Here is a 17,311-nt window from a genome sequence, read left to right on the forward strand (position 1 = left end):
CCCCTACACTCCGCCGAGGTCGATCCGCCGCGTCTCCGGGACCGAGTCGCCGCTCACGGCCACTTCGGCCGCCGCCCCATCGCCGGGCAGGACGACCGTTCCACCGACCAGCAGCGGAGCGATCACACCCGCGACGACCGCGCGCGGATCGGCGAGCGGTGCGCGAAGCGCGACGGCCGTCTCGGCGTCGAGGACGGCGTCGTCGACGACGCGCTCTGCCCGGGCCAACAGGTCGCGGTGTGTCTGCGCCGATCCCTCGTGGCACAACACCGGGTCGTCCGGCGAGCGCTCGCCCGGTGGCATCGACGGGTTCTCGCTCCAGACGACGCCCTCCCAGTGGGTCGTCGTCGCGGCGTCCGGCGCGCCACCGTAGACGAGTACCTTCCGCTCGCCGTCGTCGAGCGCCGCCTCCCGGTCGACGTGACCCATCACGATCCGTCCCGGCGCGTCCACGTCGAAGGTGACGCACGCTCCGAGAAGCGCCGCGCCGAACAGCGTTTCGATGATCTGTGGTTCCGGGTCGGGTGCGAGGGCGACACGGGACCCCTCGTGGACACCTTGGTGGCTGAGTGCGTGGCCGGCCTTCCAGGCCGTCGTACAGAAGTCACGGTAGCTCACCTCGCGGTCACGAGTCGCGATGCGGAGGGCGACTCGGTCGCTTCGGCGGTCACGGCCGACCAGGTCGCCGATGACGGTCATTCAGAAACTGCTCTTGATCCGCTCGAAGAAGCCTTCCTTCACGTCGACTTCCTCGCCGCCGGCCTCGGCGAACTGCTTGAGTGCCTCGCGCTGTTCCTCGTTCAGGTCCTCCGGCGTCACGACCTGCACCTGGACGTAGAGGTCACCCCGCCCTCGGCGGCGGAGGCGTGGCATCCCTTTGCCCTTCAGGCGGAACGTCTCGCCGCTCTGTGTGCCGGCGGGCACGTCCATCTCGACGGTGCCGTCGAGCGTCGGCACCTCGACGGTGTCCCCGAACGTCGCCTGTGGGAAGGAGATTGGGTGTTGGTACTGCAGGTCGTCGCCCTCCCTGTCGAAGTCGGGGTGGTCGGCCACCGACACCTCGATCAGCAGGTCGCCGTTCGGCCCGCGGTTCTCTCCGGGCGCGCCCTCGCCTTCCATCCGGAGGGTCTGCCCGTCGCGGATGCCCGCGGGGATGTCCACCGAGAGCGTCGACTCCTCACGGATCTGTCCCTCGCCACCACAGGTCGAACACGTCTCGCTGTAGAGGGTGCCCTCGCCACCACAGCGGCGACAGGTTCCCGTCTGTTGCATCCGGCCGAACGGCGTCTGTTGCACCTGGGTGACCTGCCCGCGGCCGTCACAGTTCGGACACGTCTCCGCGTCGGCGTCGGGTGGGTGGCCCTCGCCGTCGCAGTCCGGACACTGCGTCGGTCGCGTGACGGTGAACTCACGCTCGACGCCCTGGAAAGCCTCCTCCAGATCCAGTTGCAGCGACGTACGCAGGTCCCGCCCCTGTCGGGGCCGGTCACCGCCGCCGCCGCGGCCGCCACCGCCGAAGAACTGCTCGAAGATGTCCTCGAATCCGCCGGCGCCACCGCCACCGCCGCCGAAGGGGTTGCCGCGTGCCCCGCCGGCACCGCCTCCCCCGCCGTCGAAGCCCCCGCGCTTCTCGGCCTGTTCGAAGCGTTCGTGGCCCATCTGGTCGTACGCCTGTCGCTTCTCCTCGTCGGTGAGTACCTCCTTTGCCTTCTTCGCCTTCTTGAACTTCTCCTCGGCGTTCGGGTCGTCGCTCACGTCCGGGTGGTACTCGGACGCCTTCTTCCGGTACGCCTGTTTGATCTCGTCTTCGGAGGCGTCTCGGGAGACTCCGAGTACGTCGTAGAAATCCTCTGTCATTAGTTGTGGTCTCGTACCGTTCCTACCTATTTCAAAAACGCGGCTCGGGAACTACGCGTCGTCTTCGTCGTCGTCTTTCTCTTCGAAGTCGGCGTCGACGTACTCCTCGCCGTCGCCGTCGCCGTCGCCGTCGCCCGCACCGGGGCCGGCACCGCCCATGCCGCCCATGCCGCCCGGTCCGGCGCCCGCACCACCGGCGCCGGCCTGGGCCTGTTGGGCCTGCTCCTGGTACATCTGCTTGCCGATCTCCTGGAGTTCCTCGGACAGTGTCTCGGTGACCTCCTTCAGTTCCTCGGTCTCCGCGTCCTCGTCCTCGAGGGTCTCCTCGACCGCGCCGATAGCCTCCTCGACTGCCTCGCGGATCTCGTCGTCGACGTTCTCCTCGTTCTCTTCGAGCAGCGTCTCCGCGCGCTGGATCGCGCTCTCGGCGTCGTTGCGGGCTTCGATCCGCTCGCGACGCTGCTGGTCTTCCTCGGCGTGTTCCTCGGCCTCCGCCTGCATCTTCTCGATCTCTTCGTCGGAGAGACCGGCGCCGCCCTCGATGGTGATCGACTCGGCGTTGCCGGAGCCTTTGTCCTCGGCCTCGACGTTGACGATGCCGTTCTCGTCGATGTTGAAGCCGACCTCGATCTGCGGCGTGCCGGCGGGCGCCGGCGGGATGCCGGTCAACTGGAACTCGCCGAGCAGTTCGTTCTCCTCGGCGATTTCGCGTTCACCCTGGAAGACGCGGACCTGGACCATCGTCTGGTTGTCCGCCGCGGTCGTGAAGATCTTCGATTCCTCGGTCGGGATGGTGGTGTTCTTCTCGATGAGACGCTCGAACAGGCCACCCTTGACTTCGATTCCCAGGGACAGGGGCGTCACGTCAAGTAGGACGATGTCGTCGACTTCGCCGCCGAGGACGCCGCCCTGGATCGCCGCACCCAGCGCGACGGCCTCGTCGGGGTTGACGTTCTTTTTCGGCTCCTGACCGACGAGGTCCTCGACTTTCTCTTGGACCTGCGGCATCCGCGTCGACCCGCCGACGAGAATCACTTCGTCGATGTCGCTCTTGGAGTAGCCCGCGTCCGCGAGCGCCTGCTCGGTCGGTTCGACCGTCCGCTCCAGCAGGTCACTCGTCAGCGACTCGAACTTCGCGCGGGTGAGCGACGTTTCGAGATGGACCGGCCCGTTGTCCGTTGCAGTGATGAACGGCAGGTTGATGTCTGCCTCCTTGCGCGAGGAGAGTTCCACCTTGGCCTCTTCGGCGGCGTCTTTCAGCCGCTGGAGCGCCTGCCGGTCCTCGCGGAGGTCGATCCCGTGTTCGTTCTCGAACTCCTCGGCGAGGTGGTCGATGATCGCCTCGTCCCAGTCGTCGCCGCCGAGGTCGTTGTCCCCGTTCGTGGCGACGACTTCGTAGACGCCGCCGCCCAGGTCGAGGACCGACACGTCGAAGGTGCCGCCCCCGAGGTCGAAGACGAGGACCGTCTGGTCGGATTCGTCGTCGAGGCCGTAGGCCATCGACGCCGCCGTCGGCTCGTTGACGATGCGTTCGACCTCGAAGCCGGCGATTTCGCCGGCGTCCTTGGTCGCCTGTCGCTGCCGGTCGTTGAAGTACGCCGGCACCGTGATGACGGCTTTCTCCACCTCGTCCCCGAGGTACTCCTCCGCGTCGCGCTTGATCTTCTGGAGGATCATCGCCGAGATCTGCTCCGGCGTGTAGTCCTCGCCGTCGATCTCGACGGCGTAATCCTCCTCGCCCATGTGACGCTTGATCGACTGGATCGTCCGCTCGGGGTTCTGGACGGCCTGATTTTTCGCCGGCTTCCCGACGAGCCGTTCGTCGTCGGTGAAGGCGACGACCGAGGGTGTCGTCCGATCACCCTCGCCGTTTACGATGATCTCCGGATCGCCTCCCTCCATGACCGCGAACGCGCTGTTCGTGGTCCCGAGGTCGATACCCAGAATTTTGTTGCTCGCCATCTTGTCCCTGACTACCGGTTTAGTTCGGTTAAAGGTTACTAGACAGGGCGAGGCACCGCTCCAGAGCGGGTCCCTACCGTCTGTCGATTTCGGACTCCGGTGTTACTCGGCACCAGTGCCATTTATGTAGAACTGCAATTCATCGCGTCGGGGCACTGTCCGCCTACGCCGATCCGTCGCTGACCGTGACCTGTGCCTCCTGGAGGACCGACCCCGCCATCTCGTAGCCGGGCCGGTAGACGTCGACGATGGTACCCTCCGGAAGGTCGCTCTCGACACGCATCATCACCTCGTGGCGGACCGGATCGACCTCGTCGCCCGCCTCCGGTTCGATAGCCGCCACGTTCTCCGATTCGAGGACGCGGTCCAGCGACGCCAGCGTGGACTCGACACCGTCGCGGATGTCGACGTCGTCGTCCTGTTCGACGGCGCGCACCAGGTCGTCGCGCACCGGAACCAGGCGCGCCACGAAATCCTCGGTTGCGCGCTCTTTGATCTCCTCTTTCTGCCGTTCGGCGCGTTTCTTGTAGTTCTGGAAGTCGGCCTGCTTGCGCTTCAGTCGCGACTCCAGGTCGTCGGCACGGGTCTCCTCCTCCGCCAACTGTGCTTCGAGGTCCTCGATCCGGGCTTCGAGGTCCTCGACGGCCGCTCCGAGGTCAGTGTCGTACTCGGCGACCCGGTCGGCGAGGGCCTCCGTCTCGCCGGCGTCCTCGCCGTCGGGGACGGTGCCGTCCGTCGTCGTACCGTCGGCCGCATCCTCTTGCATGGTCGAAGGAAACGCCTCGGGTCGCTTAAGGCTTGCAGAACGCGCTCACTGATACATCCCGAGCGGCCGGGCCTGCGAACTCGTCTCGTCTGCCTCCTGCATCTGCCGGGCCAGACGGCGTTTCGCCTGCCTGATCTCCTCCGCGTGGTCGATCAGGTCGTCGACCGGCACCGCAAAGCCGAGCAACGGCCCGATACCGTCCTCGACGAGGTGGGCCGCCGCCTCCGGGTCCGGGAACTGCGGCGTCGACTCCACGATCAGTCCCACGGCCGTCCGCCCGGTTCGCACCGCGTGGTTCAACAGCGCGCCCGTCGGTCCCGAGACGAGTCCCGACTCGTCGGGCGAGTCGATACCCACCTCCGCGAGGCGGTCGCTCCCCGCTCCGGTGCCGACGCCGTACAGCCCGGGAGACTCCTCCTCCGCTCGTCCCCGACCGATCCCACTCAGGTAGATGGGCGTCACCTCGCCATCGTCGTACCAGCTCTCCAGACACGACGCGAACTCCAGTGCCGCCCCCGGCGAGACGGGCACGTCGCTCCGCAGGGCGAGTAGATTCCGCTCCGGGTCGGCGTACAGTCGGACCGGCGTCACCAACTCCCGGTCACCGTCCTCGTAGGTCGTCACCGGCGGTAATCCCTCGCAGTGGACGTTTGCGTAGTGGACCATCTCGAACGTCTCCGCGAGGTGATCGGCGGCGAGTTTCCCCACCAGTCCGACTCCCGGCAACCCCTCGACCAGCGTCGGTGCGTCGAGCGACACGTCGTCCCGGAGGACATCGATTCCGGTCATACCCACTCCTTCGGTCGGCGGCGTCCTAAACGTGAAGGACGCGTGCGGCGGGGACGGCAACCCGTACTCGTCGCTGCCAGTCGCCGCCCCAAAGGCACAAATCCACCCGCCCTCTACGGCGCGCATGGTTACGTTTCTCGCCGGCGGGACGGGCACGCCCAAACTCCTCGACGGGGTGGCGGCCGCCTTCGATCCGGAGCGAGTCACCGTCGTCGCCAACACTGGCGACGACGTGGAACTCGGCGGGTTGCTCGTCTGTCCTGACCTCGACACCGTCCTCTTCCGCGGCGGCGGGGTGATCGACCGCGAACGGTGGTGGGGCATCGACGGCGACACGACAGCTACGCACGAGGAACTCGACCGACTCGCAGCGGCCGCTGGCCTCTCCGGCGGCCCGCGATACCTCCCGCCCGACAGCCAGACTGCCGGCCGCCGAATCGCCCGCTGGCGTCGCTTCTCGGGCGTCGCGGAGTTCATGGAGATCGGTGACCGCGACCGGGCCGTCCACCTCACCCGAACCAGCCTGCTGGACGAGGGGCAGACCCTGACCGAGGTGACCCGCCGCCTCGCCGACGCCTTCGACCTCACCGTCTCCCTCCTGCCCATGAGCGACGACCCCGTGGCGACCATCGTCCACACCGACTCGGGCGCGATGCACTTCCAGGAGTACTGGGTCGCCCACCGCGCCGCGCCCCCGGTCGCGGACGTGGAGTTCCGGGGCGCGAAGACGGCCGACCCGACGCCGGCCGTCCGCGACGCCCTCGATGCCCCGGTCGTCATCGGTCCATCGAACCCCGTCACGAGCGTCGGGCCGATCCGTGCGCTCCCCGGCGTCGAGGACGCCCTCGACGACACGCCGGTCGTCGCCGTCTCGCCGTTCGTCGAGGACGAGGTGTTCTCCGGGCCGGCCGACGATCTGATGCGCGGCGTCGGCTGGGACCCGTCGACCGCCGGCGTCGCCGAGGCCTACCCCTTCGCCGACGCGTTCGTCCTCGACGGCGAGGACGGCACCGACCTCGACCGGCCGGTCGTCAGAACCGACACCCGGATCGACGGCCTCGACGACGCCGAACGCGTCGTCCGCGCCGTCGCCGACGCCCTCGCGGAGGTGCGGTGATGCTGGCACTGGCGAGCCTCAGCGGTGCGGCGGACGCCGCGTGGGCGCGTGCCGGCGCCGAATTCGCCGACCTCGCCCTCCTGGGCGGCCTCGCCGTCGACGACGCGTCCCGCGCCGCCGCCCACGACCTGGTGGCCCGCGGCCGTGAGGAGTTCCTCCCCGACGACCCCCTGGACTTCGCCGACGCCGAACTCGCCGCCCTCGACGACGCGCCGATCCGTGCGGGCCTGAACGTCCGAAGCGCCACCGTCGACCCCATCCGCGAGGTGGCCGCGGTCTGTGCCCGTCACGACGCCGTCGTCGAGGTCAACGCCCACTGCCGGCAAGCGGAACTCTGCGCCGTGGGCTGTGGCGAGACGCTCCTCCGCGACACGCCGCGGCTTCGGCGGTACGTCGCCGCCGCGAGCGAGACGGGCGCGACGGTGAGCGTGAAGGTGCGAGCCGAAGTCGACGGGGTGGATCTCCCGGCGACGGCGCGACGGGTCGCGAACGCGGGCGCGGACGTGATCCACGTCGACGCCATGGATAGCGAAGCCGTCGTCGCCGACGTCGCCGCCGCGGCCCCTGATTCGTTCGTCCTCGCGAACAACGGGGTCCGCGACCGGAAGACGACGTGGGAGTACCTCGCCTACGGCGCCGACGGCGTCAGCGTCGGCCGGCCGAGCGACGATCCGGCCGTCCTCCGACGGGTCGCCCGCGCCGTCGACGACTGGGCGCGCCGTCGCGCGGACGACGGGCGGACGCTCGAACGGGAACGGGAGGGGGAGAGAGAGGAGGAGAGGGAGGTGCCTGGATGAGCGGCGAGGGACGACGTCCCCCGGGGAGTGCGCACCCCCGTCCGGACATGACGCCGGTCGATCACGCCGAACTCGCCCTCCTCCTCGAGGTGGCGAGTACGCCCAAACCGGGCAACGTGGACCGCCGCCGCGACCACGACGATCTGCTGTTCGAACACTTCCTCGCGGGCGCGGTGGGGGCACGGGCTGGACTGGAACTGGCCACGGGCGACGGGAACGACGGGCCGCCGGCTCTCGGCGACGCCTTCGAGCGTTCGGTCCGCGGTATGAGCCAGCAGGAGGGCGACAATACGCAGTTCGGCTGTCTGCTCCTCCTCGTCCCGCTGGTTCGGGCGGCCGCGACGGATCGGCTCTCGCCGACGGGCGTCGCCGACGTGGTGGAGACGACGACGGTCGACGACGCGGTGGGCTTCTACCGCGCCTTCGAACACGTCGACGTGGCGGTAGACGACCCGCCGGCCGAGGCCGACGCTCTCGACGTGCGCCGCGGCGCAGACGCGATTCCGGCGCTCCGGGAGCGCGACCTGACGCTCGCGGACGTGATGGAACTGAGCGCCGACGGTGACGACAACGCCCGCGAGTGGACGACTGGGTTCGAGCGGACGTTCGCGGCCGCCGACGCCGTTCTCGACGACGCGGGACCGGTCACCGACCGCCTCGCGCGGGCCTTCCTCGACTTGCTCGCCGAACGCCCGGACACGCTCGTCGCCGTCGAACACGGCGACGACACGGCACGGGCGGTGAGTCGCCGGGCCGACGCGGTTCGCGGTGATCTCGACGCTGCCGAGGACCTGGCCGAGGCGTTCCGCGCGGAGGGGATCAACCCCGGAACGACCGCCGATCTCACCGCGGCAGCGGCCTTCGTCGCCCTCGAACGGGGGGTCCCGGTGTGACCGACACGACGTGGCCGGTCGACCTTCGCGGCGTCACCGAATCCGTCGTGGCGACGCTCGGTCCGAACGACCGGTGGAATCAGGCCGCACTCGGTCTCCACGCCCCCGAATCGGCCGACGATGCCGCGACCGCGACGACGTGGGGGCGCACTCGGACCCGGGGCAACTTCGAACGCCGGGGCGGCGGAGTCGTCCAGTTCACGACCGACCCCCGGGAGTTCGTCGACGCCGCTCTCGACGTGACCGAGACGGACGACCCCGTGCGGACGGGGGCGGCCGCGTGGGTCGAGGTGACCGCCGAGCGCCTCGACGAGGGCGTCGAGGACGGCACCGAGTGGGTTCGCTGGGCGCTCACGCCAGTCGAGTCGGCCGTTCGAGAGGAGACGGTGCCGACGATCAACCGGGGCTTCTACGCCGTCGTCGACGCGACGGTGGCCGCCTCCCGTCTCGACGTCCCCGCCTTCGACACCGCTGTCCTCCTCGACCGTCTCGCGTACTTCGCGGAGACGGTGGCGCGCTGTGGGGGGCCGGCGGAACGCGAGGCCTTCGCCCGCCTCGACGACCTGACCGAGTGGCGGGAGCGACGGAACGAATCGCTTTAGTGGCCCAACGGCACAACAGTCGGTATGGCCATCAAACCCAAATACGTCAAACAGCTCGGCAGGCTCCTCCTCGAGCGGTATCCGGAAGCGTTCAACACCGACTTCGAGACGAACAAAGACAGTGTCACCAAGCTGACGAACGTCGAGTCGAAGGGCGTTCGCAACCGGATCGCAGGCTACATCACCCGAAAGAAGTCGGGCGCTGCGGCGGCGGCCTGAACCGGCACGTCTTCTCGAATCACCACGGGTCGAGAGCGGCGGCTACGACTCCGCCGCGCGTTGGAGTTCGACGTAGAACACGACGCCGCTCGGGTCGTTGGCTTCGGTCCAGACCCGGCCGCCGTACTCGTCGACGAGGATGTCGACGATGGAGAGCCCGAAGCCGCCCCAGTCGCGGGTGTGGCTGAACCCGCCGTCGAACAGTTCGTCGCGTCGGTCCGCGGGGATACCGACGCCGTCGTCGGCAACGCGGACCGTGACCGTCTCCGCATCCGAATCGACGCCGACCGAGATGCGAACCGACGCCGGGTCGTTGTGTTCGACCGCGTTCGTCAACAGGTGATCGAACACCGTCTCGAGCATGTCGTCGGCGCGGACGGTCGGGTCGTCGTCGGGCGGCGCGAACTCGACGGTCGCCCGCGGATACGTCTCCCGAATCGCCGCTACCGAGTCGGCCAGCGTCTCAGCGATCGGGACGCCGTGGTCGCTCGGCTGCTCGGTCACGCCGGTCGCGAGTCGCCGCGCAGTCTGGACGAGATCGACGATCTCCTCGCTCCGGTGGCGGGCAACGTCTAGGTCCCCCCGGCGCTCGTCCGTCACCGCCGTCGCCAGCGAGTCGAGTTTCGCCAGCACGAGGTTCATGCCGTTGAGGACGTTGTGTCTGAGCAGGCGGTTGAGAAACTCCACGCGGGCCCGCTCCTCGTCGAGTTCGCGTTCGCGTTCGGTGCGCTCGGTCACGTCACGAAGTGCCGCGAGGTGGCGCCCCGGGAGGACGTTCGCGGTGGCGGCGACGGCGACGGTTCGAGTCTCGTCGTCCGGTCGCACCAGTTCGAACTCGCCACGACGACCGCCCGCGTCGAGGAACGACGACCACCGCGCCCGAACGTTCGTCTCCTCGGGTACGAAGTCCTCGATTCGCTTGCCCACGAGCTCCGTACGAGGGACGCCGAACAGTTCGGCCGCCGCGGGGTTGGTGGCCACGTACTGGCCCTGATCGTCGGTGATGACGAGGGCGTCGAGCGTCCCCTCGAACACCGCCCGAAACTGGCGTTCCTGTTCGCTCAGGCGGCGGTGCCGGCTCCGTGCGCGGACGTCGTACCGGCTGATGACGAGTCCGGCCACGGCACCCGTCGCGGCCACGTCGTAGACGAGAAACGCGGGCGCTTCGACGACGTGCCCGTGGGTCCCGTGCAAGGTGAGAAAGTACGCCGCGACGAGTCCGGTGACGACGAGACAGGTCGTGACCCAGAACGCCGTCACCACCGGCGTCATGTCGTCGTCGCTCCCCCACCGGAGCCACACGCCCGTCACCAGCAACACGAGGGCGAAAGAGAGCGGCAACGCGTCACCGAGCAACGACTCGAGCGTCGTCGGATGGCGGATCAGGTGGTAGACGGGACCCCCGAGCAGCAGCAGTCCGATCCCGGAGACGACGCCGCTTCCGAGACGCCGCCGCCACACGACCGACAGGCCGGCAACCCACGGTTCCAGTCCCCCCGTCAGCCCCGCGTTCCGGGAGTGATCGGCGAGGAAGTCGACCAGGTCGTCGCCAACGGCTCCCCCGACCCGCCCGTCGTCGGAGTTCCCGTGCCGTTCGCTCACGAGAGCGTCTTTCGATCGGGGTGGGTATATGCGTACTGGAGTTCGTACCCGCCGACACAGGAGTCCCGATCAGAGCCGGTCCGTCCGCCCCGCGGCCGTCCAGGCGTCGGTCGGCGCCGTCTCGGGGACGCGAACCGACCGCCCCTGGAGCCCGTGGATTCGTCCGGCGAAGCTCCAGCGGTCGCCATCCCACGTCTCCTCGGTGGACGCCGTCGCGGCCACCGCGGCGAGGTAACTGTCCCGCACGTGAGCGCCGACTGCCGCCGCGATGGCCGCCGCCTCCTCGTCGGTGGCGTCGTTCGGGATGTCGAGCGTGTCGTCCACCATCTCAGATCGGGATGTTTCCGTGCTTTTTCTCGGGATTACTCCGACGCTTGGTCTTGAGCATGTGGAGGTCGTCGACCAGTCGGCTCCGGGTCTCCTGCGGTTCGATCACGTCGTCGATGAACCCACGGTCTGCGGCGGTGTAGGGGTTGGCGAACTCCTCGCGATACTCGTCGACGAGGTCCTGCCGTCTCGCCTCGGCGTCGTCGGCGTCGTCGAGTTCGTCGCTGTAGAGGATGTTCACGGCCCCCTCCGGTCCCATGACGGCGAGTTCCGATGTCGGCCACGCGTAGTTGACGTCGGCGCCGAGGTGTTTCGACGCCATGACGCAGTAGGCCCCGCCGTAGGCTTTCCGCGTGATGACCGTCAGCAGGGGCACCGTCGCCTCGGAGTAGGCGTAGAGCAGTTTCGCGCCGTGGCGGATGATCCCCCGGTGCTCCTGGTCGGTGCCGGGCATGTAGCCCGGCACGTCGACGAACGTGATGATGGGGACGTTGAAGGCGTCACAGAAGCGAACGAATCGCGAGGCCTTCATGCTCGCGTCGACGGTGAGCGTTCCCGCGTTCGACCGCGGCTGATTGGCGACGACGCCGACCGAGTGGCCGTCGAGGCGTCCGAAGCCGACGACGACGTTTTTCGCCCAGTCGCCGTGAACCTCGAAGAACGAGCCTTCGTCGACGACGACGCCGACCACGTCGGTCATGTCGTATGGTTTCTGTGGCTGATCGGGGACGACGTCCGTGAGCGCCTCGGCCGGCCGATCCGGGTCGTCCCACGGATCGACCCGTGGCGGGTCCTCGACGTTGTTCTGCGGGAGATAGGAGAGCAGGCGCCGGATGCTGTCGAGCGCCGTCTCCTCGTCCTCGAAGGCACGGTGGGCGACGCCCGTCTTCGAGGCGTGGGTGACTGCGCCGCCGAGTTCCTCGAACGACACCTCCTCGCCGGTGACCGTCTTGATCACGTCCGGCCCGGTGATGAACATGTGGCTCGTGTCCTTCACCATGAAGATGAAATCGGTGATGGCGGGGGAGTAGACGGCGCCGCCGGCACAGGGACCCATGATGCCGGATATCTGGGGGACGACGCCGCTGGCCTGCTCGTTTCGGTGGAAGATGTCGGTGAAGCCGGCGAGACTCCGGACCCCCTCTTGGATGCGGGCGCCCGCGGAGTCGTTCAGACCGACGATGGGAGCGCCAACGTCCATTGCCTTGTCCATCACCTTACAGATCTTCTCGGACATCACCTCGCCGAGCGATCCGCCGAAGACGGTGAAGTCGTGGGCGAAGACGAAGGTCTTGCGCCCGTTCACCTGCCCGTAGCCGGTGACGACGCCGTCGCCGGGGAGTTTCTTCTCCTCCATCCCGAACTTGTGCGTGCGGTGGGTCCGGAACTGGTCGAACTCCCTGAACGTCCCGTCGTCGAGGAAGTAGTCGACTCGCTCGCGGGCAGTCATCTTGCCCTTGGCGTGCTGGGACTCGATCCGGTCTTCGCCCCCGCCGAGGAGTGCCCGCTCCCGTTTCTCGCGGAGTTCCTCGATCCGCTCGTCCATGGTCATGGCCGACCACCTGTCATTGTAGACAAAAGGTTCGACCGGCGGCAAAAGGATTCCGCCCCGCTCAGACCGCCACACGACCGCGCCGCAGTCCGGCGAGGACCAGACCGACGACGACGACGGCGGCGCCGACGGTGGGCCAGAAGCCGATGCGGGCGTCGACTCCGAGCGTCGTCAGCAAGGTGAACACCAGAAACAGCGGGATGGCGACGCCGATAGCGAGGAGCCACGGGGTACCGAAACGGGTCGCCAGCGGTCCCGCGCCGGTGGCGTACTCCGCGACGGCGTCACGACCGAGGACCCACCCCGCGAACAACAGGAAGGCGACCAGGCCGACGGTGAGCAACAGGTCAACCAGCGTTCCGGCGACGAAATCGAACAGCGGGGGCTGGAACGCGGTGATCGTCCCAGTCGTCGCGATGAGCGCGAGCAGCGCGCCGACGGCTTTCCGTCGCGACCAACCGACCTCGTCGACGAGGATGGAGACCGGAATCTCCAGCATGCTGATCGAACTCGACAGGGCGGCGAAGGCGACGACGCCGAAAAACAGGACGGCCAGCACGCTGCCGCCGGGCAGGGCGCCGAACGCCCCCACGATGCCGACGAAGAGGGCGCCCGGGCCGCCGCTCCCGGGATCGATGCCCTGCGAGAACAGGAGCGGGAAGACCACCAGTCCGGCGAGGACGCCAACGCCCGTGTTGAGCAGGGCAATCACCGACCCGTCGAACGGGAGCGATCGGTCCTCGTCGATATAGGAGGCGTAGGTGATCATGGTGCCAGCACCGACCGAGAGCGTAAAGAGCGCCTGCCCGGCGGCCGGCCCGAGAATCGAGAAGAAGTTCGCGCGAATCGTTTCGAGGTCGAAGCTGAGAAAGAAGTCGTAGCCGGCGCCCGCCCCCGGTCGTGTGGAGACCCAGACGGCCATCCCGACGAGCAAGGCGAGGACGGCGGGCATCATCACTTTCGTTCCCAGTTCGATGCCGCGGCGCACGCCACCGAGGACGATCAGGCCGGTGAGCGCGAGAAAGAGGAGGTGATAGCCCGCGGCCGCGACGCCGAAGGAGACACTCCCGAAGTACGCGCCCGGGTCCGCGAGGTAGGCCGCGCCACCGGTGAAGGGGCCGGTCAGCGAGACCAGCAGGTACCGCAGGATCCAGCCACCGACGACGCTGTAAAACGAAAGGAGTGCGACGCCCGTAATCGCGGAGATGCCGCCGACAGCGGCCCAGCGGCGCGATCCGGAGAGGTTGCGTAACGCACCGACCGGGTTCCGCCGCGCCCGCCGCCCGATGACGAACTCCCCGAGTAGTCCGGGAACGCCCACCCCTAGGACGATGACCAGATAGACGAGCAGGAAGGCGCTGCCACCGTTTTCGGCGGTCATCCAGGGGAACCGCCAGATGTTCCCCAGTCCGACCGCGCTCCCCGCGGCGGCCAGAATGAAGCCTGTTCTCGTACCCCACGTCTCTCGTGCCATTATCACATCGTCGGCGGAACCCGGTGAAGTGGGTTTCGAGTCGGAAGTCGTCAATCGAGTGTGACGTCTGGTGGCCGACGTGCCGTATCACACCAGCGGTGCGGCGAGCAGTCCCGCCTTGACCGCGAGCGACTGCAATCCGAGCAGGAGGGTCGCCAGGACGCCGAGGGGGACGAGCGTCCGGACGAACCAGAGCCACGCGACGGCACCGCCCTCGCTCAGGTCGGTTCCTCGCCGGAGTTCCGCCACCGCGTCGTCGGTGTCCGCCCAGCCGACGAACAGGAGGAGGGTGAGCACCGATAGCGGGAGCAGGAGGTTGTAGGCGATGGCGTTGTACCAGGAGAGAATCGGCACGCCGAGGGCGCTCGGCACGCCGAGGGCGAAGATGGCCGCGCCGAGAGCGACGGCGAGCGTCGAGCGCGAGCGGTCGGTGTTGTCGACGAGGTAGGTGGTGACTACTTCGAGGAGGCTGATAGCGGAGGAGAGCGCGGCGAGCAGGAGGACGACGAAGAACCCGACGCCGAGGAAGCGCCCGGCCGGTAACTGGGCGAACGCGCCGGCGAGCGTGATGAAGGCCGCACCGAGCCCACCGCTCCCGGGCTCGATACCCAGCGAGAAGAGGATGGGAAAGACCACCAGTCCCGCCAGGAGACCGACGAACGTGTTGAGGACGACGATGGTCGCCCCGTCGACCGGCAGGGAGTCGTCGCGTCCGAGGTAGGAGGCGTAGGTGATCATCGCCCCCATCCCCAGCGAGAGGGTGAAGAAGGCTTGCCCGACGGCGGCGGGGAGAATCGACCCGAGGTTCGCGAGCAACACGTCGACGTCGGGCGAGAGGTAGTACGCGTAGCCCGCGGCGCCGCCCTCCAGCGTTCCGGCCCAGACGGCCAGGCCACCGAGGAGGATGACGATGCTCGGCACCATCAGCTTCGTCGACCGCTCGATGCCGTCGGTGACGCCGAGGGCGACGACGCCGACGGTCAGGGCCATGAAGACGGCGTGGAAGCCGACGGCCTCGGGGCCGGCGGAGATGGCGCCGAAGTACGCCTCGGACCCGGAGAAGTAGGCGCCGGTAGCGCTACCGAGGACGTACCGGACGACCCAGCCGCCGACGACGCTGTAAAACGAGAGGATCCAGAAGGCCGAGAGGGTACCGAGGACGCCGACGATCTTCCAGTTCCGATGGCCGAGACGGGCGAAGGCGTCGATGGGGTTGCGCTCGGCCCGGCGGCCGACGACGAATTCTGCGAGCATGGCGGGAAAGCCGATCAAAAAGACGGCGGCGAGGTAGACGACGATGAAGGCGGCGCCGCCGTTCGCCCCCGTCTGGAACGGGAACTGCCAGATATTACCCAGTCCGACGGCACTGCCGACGGCGGCGAGGATGAAGCCCACCCTCGTCGCCCACGTCTCGCGTTGTGACATAGGCCGGTCCTACCCCCAGCACCGAAAAAAGGATCACGATACGTCGCGGCGCCTGTCACAGCCGTTACAGGCCGCCTCGAGGCGTTCGTGCGGACTGTTGTAAGTCAGCACCGACGTCCCGTGATCGGTGACGGCGACGGCCGGAACACAGTCACAGCATCCGTATCAAGCTTCGCCGTAGACGGGGACGGCGGCACCGCTCGTCGCCGCCGTGGCGTCCGACGAGAGCGCGAGTACCGTCCGCGCGATGGTCGCCGGGTCGACCCACGCGTCGTGGTCGGCGTCGGGCATCATCTCGCGGTTCGCGGGCGTATCGATGACGCTCGGCAACACCGCGTTCGCCCGGACGACGCCCTCGTTCTCCGCGGCGATGGTCTCCGTCAGGAGCCGAACCCCGGCCTTCGACGCGCGGTACGGCCCGTCGCCCTCACCCCCGGAGAGCGACGACCGGGCGGAGACGCTGACGACCGTCCCCTCCGTGGCCTGCAGGTGTGGCAGGGCGTGTTTCGACGCCAGAAACATCGTTTTCAGGTTCACGTCGAACAGGAAGTCGAAGGTCCCGGCGTCCGTCTCGTGGATCGGTGTCCCGCCGCGCCACGTCCCCGCCACGTTACAGAGGTGGTCCAACCCGCCGTGGGTCTCGACGACGTCGCCGACCACTCGCGCCACGTCGTCCTCGTCGGTGAAATCCCCCTGGTAGTAGTCGAGAACCTCGCCGTCGACGAGGGCGTCCTCGTCGTCGGGGGCGACCACGTCCGCTCCACAGACCGTCGCGCCGGCGTCGGCGAAGGCCGCCGCGACGGCGCTTCCGAGGGCGCCGCACGCGCCCGTCACCAGTACGACCCGATCACCGAAGTCGAAGCTCGCGCTCATACCGTGATGTTCGGTACCGAGACACAAAAAGCGCGCCGGCGCGGTCAGGGCGTCACGACGAGTTTCCCAAGGAAACTGTCGGCCATCACGTCGCGGTGGGCGTCGGCTACCTCCGCCAGGTCGTCCGTCCGCGCCACCTCGATTTCGAGGTCACCCGTCCCCATGAGGCGGGCGACCCGTCCCAGCGGGGCGCTCAGTTCCGGCGTGTTGAACATACTCATGAACTGGTAGGTGAGGTCCTTCCCGCGGGCGACGCCGTCGTTCGTGAAGCCGACGGCGGGGTCGTTCTCGCCGATGCCGACGATGCGGCCGTCGTGGGCGGCCACGTCGGCGTCGAACTGCAGGTAGTCGTCGAGGCGGTGGTCGAGGATCACGTCGGGGCCGCCGTCGCTCGCGTCGCCGACCGCCTCGCGCAGGTCGTCGCGGCCGTAATCGAGGACGACGTCGGCGCCGAGGGCGTCCAGTCGGTCGTGGTACGGCGGCGCGGCGGTGGTGACGACCCGCGCGCCGGCCGCCGCGGCCACCTGCACGGCCGCGTGCCCGACGCCGCCGCTCCCGCCGTGGATCAGCGCCGTCTCCGCGGGTTCCAGACCCGCGTGATCGATCAGTGCGCGCCACGCCGTCACCGCGGCGACCCCCGCCCCGCCGGCGGCGACGGGATCGACGCCCGACGGGAGGGTGGCGAACCGGTCGTCCGGCACCGCAACGTACTCCGCGCAGGCGCCGTAGTGGTCCTTGCTCAGGCCGGTGGCGACGACGGCGTCGCCGACGCTCACCCCCTCGACGTCCTCCCCGACGGCGACTACGTCCCCCGCGGCGTCGACGCCGGGCACCATCGGCAGGGTGAACGGCTCGTACGCCCCCTCGCGGAAGTAGGTGTCCACGGGGTTGATGCCCGCCCCCGCCACTTCGACGACGACGTCTCCAGGTCCCGGTTCCGGTCGGTCGACGTCGTCCACTCGCAGTACCTCGGGCCCGCCGTGTTCGTGATATCGAACTGCGCGCATGTGGTGGACTACGCGGAAGGGCCGAATAAAGCCCCAACCTCCACCACGG

General features: G+C 68.6%; 17 protein-coding genes. 5 read left to right on the top strand and 12 right to left on the bottom strand.

Features of this window, described 5'->3' with window-relative positions; genetic code table 11:
• Positions 1-3: 3 nt before the first annotated feature.
• The 5 genes from V8686_RS10160 to V8686_RS10180 form a co-directional block, all read right to left on the bottom strand.
• A complete protein-coding gene (locus V8686_RS10160; RefSeq protein WP_379703874.1) occupies positions 4-699 on the bottom strand; it encodes an AMP-binding protein in 696 nt (231 codons plus the stop codon).
• A complete protein-coding gene (gene dnaJ, locus V8686_RS10165) occupies positions 700-1,857 on the bottom strand; it encodes a molecular chaperone DnaJ (protein WP_379703875.1) in 1,158 nt (385 codons plus the stop codon). It lies immediately after the preceding gene.
• A 51-nt stretch (positions 1,858-1,908) separates the two neighbouring features.
• Positions 1,909-3,819, bottom strand: a complete 1,911-nt coding sequence (gene dnaK / locus V8686_RS10170; protein ID WP_379703876.1) for a molecular chaperone DnaK — start codon at positions 3,817-3,819, stop codon at positions 1,909-1,911.
• 163 nt (positions 3,820-3,982) lie between these two features.
• Positions 3,983-4,585, bottom strand: a complete 603-nt coding sequence (locus V8686_RS10175) for a nucleotide exchange factor GrpE (protein WP_379703877.1) — start codon at positions 4,583-4,585, stop codon at positions 3,983-3,985.
• A 45-nt stretch (positions 4,586-4,630) separates the two neighbouring features.
• Positions 4,631-5,374, bottom strand: coding sequence for a proteasome assembly chaperone family protein (locus V8686_RS10180; RefSeq protein ID WP_379703878.1), 744 nt, complete (start codon positions 5,372-5,374; stop codon positions 4,631-4,633).
• A 124-nt stretch (positions 5,375-5,498) separates the two neighbouring features.
• Here V8686_RS10180 and cofD point away from each other — a divergent pair, with 124 nt between their 5' ends.
• Genes cofD through V8686_RS10205 form a run of 5 tightly spaced genes read left to right on the top strand, consistent with a single transcriptional unit; the run spans position 5,499 to position 9,002 of the window.
• A complete protein-coding gene (gene cofD, locus V8686_RS10185; RefSeq protein WP_379703879.1) occupies positions 5,499-6,491 on the top strand; it encodes a 2-phospho-L-lactate transferase in 993 nt (330 codons plus the stop codon).
• A complete protein-coding gene (locus V8686_RS10190) occupies positions 6,491-7,288 on the top strand; it encodes a beta/alpha barrel domain-containing protein (protein WP_379703880.1) in 798 nt (265 codons plus the stop codon). The genes cofD and V8686_RS10190 overlap by 1 nt, the downstream gene beginning before the upstream one ends.
• Positions 7,285-8,181 carry a triphosphoribosyl-dephospho-CoA synthase gene (locus V8686_RS10195; protein WP_379703881.1) on the top strand — a complete coding sequence of 299 codons (897 nt, stop codon included), beginning with the start codon at positions 7,285-7,287 and terminating at the stop codon, positions 8,179-8,181. The genes V8686_RS10190 and V8686_RS10195 overlap by 4 nt, the downstream gene beginning before the upstream one ends.
• Positions 8,178-8,783: a DUF447 domain-containing protein gene (locus V8686_RS10200; RefSeq protein WP_379703882.1), complete on the top strand. Its 606-nt coding sequence runs from the start codon at positions 8,178-8,180 to the stop codon at positions 8,781-8,783. The genes V8686_RS10195 and V8686_RS10200 overlap by 4 nt, the downstream gene beginning before the upstream one ends.
• A gap of 24 nt (positions 8,784-8,807) precedes the next feature.
• Entirely contained in the window at positions 8,808-9,002 is a 195-nt protein-coding gene (locus V8686_RS10205; RefSeq protein WP_379703883.1) for a 30S ribosomal protein S17e, read from the top strand.
• A gap of 42 nt (positions 9,003-9,044) precedes the next feature.
• Here V8686_RS10205 and V8686_RS10210 read toward each other — a convergent pair whose 3' ends face one another.
• The 7 genes from V8686_RS10210 to V8686_RS10240 form a co-directional block, all read right to left on the bottom strand.
• Positions 9,045-10,604, bottom strand: coding sequence for an ATP-binding protein (locus V8686_RS10210; protein WP_379703884.1), 1,560 nt, complete (start codon positions 10,602-10,604; stop codon positions 9,045-9,047).
• Between the two features lie 69 nt (positions 10,605-10,673).
• Positions 10,674-10,967, bottom strand: a complete 294-nt coding sequence (locus V8686_RS10215) for an acc operon protein (RefSeq protein ID WP_379706526.1) — start codon at positions 10,965-10,967, stop codon at positions 10,674-10,676.
• Complete coding sequence (locus V8686_RS10220) at positions 10,933-12,477, bottom strand: acyl-CoA carboxylase subunit beta (protein WP_379706529.1); 1,545 nt, start codon at positions 12,475-12,477, stop codon at positions 10,933-10,935. The genes V8686_RS10215 and V8686_RS10220 overlap by 35 nt, the downstream gene beginning before the upstream one ends.
• Positions 12,478-12,544: 67 nt before the next feature.
• Entirely contained in the window at positions 12,545-13,957 is a 1,413-nt protein-coding gene (locus V8686_RS10225) for a sodium-dependent transporter (RefSeq protein WP_379703885.1), read from the bottom strand.
• 87 nt (positions 13,958-14,044) lie between these two features.
• Positions 14,045-15,382, bottom strand: a complete 1,338-nt coding sequence (locus V8686_RS10230) for a sodium-dependent transporter (RefSeq protein ID WP_379703886.1) — start codon at positions 15,380-15,382, stop codon at positions 14,045-14,047.
• A gap of 165 nt (positions 15,383-15,547) precedes the next feature.
• Positions 15,548-16,255 (bottom strand): SDR family NAD(P)-dependent oxidoreductase, encoded by a 708-nt coding sequence (locus V8686_RS10235; protein WP_379703887.1) that lies wholly within the window; start codon positions 16,253-16,255, stop codon positions 15,548-15,550.
• A gap of 44 nt (positions 16,256-16,299) precedes the next feature.
• The gene (locus V8686_RS10240; RefSeq protein ID WP_379703888.1) at positions 16,300-17,262 is read right to left on the bottom strand and encodes an NADPH:quinone reductase; all 963 of its coding nucleotides are present in this window, start codon (positions 17,260-17,262) and stop codon (positions 16,300-16,302) included.
• Positions 17,263-17,311: the final 49 nt, after the last annotated feature.

Source organism: Haloplanus litoreus, assembly GCF_045690335.1.
GTDB lineage: Archaea > Halobacteriota > Halobacteria > Halobacteriales > Haloferacaceae > Haloplanus > Haloplanus litoreus.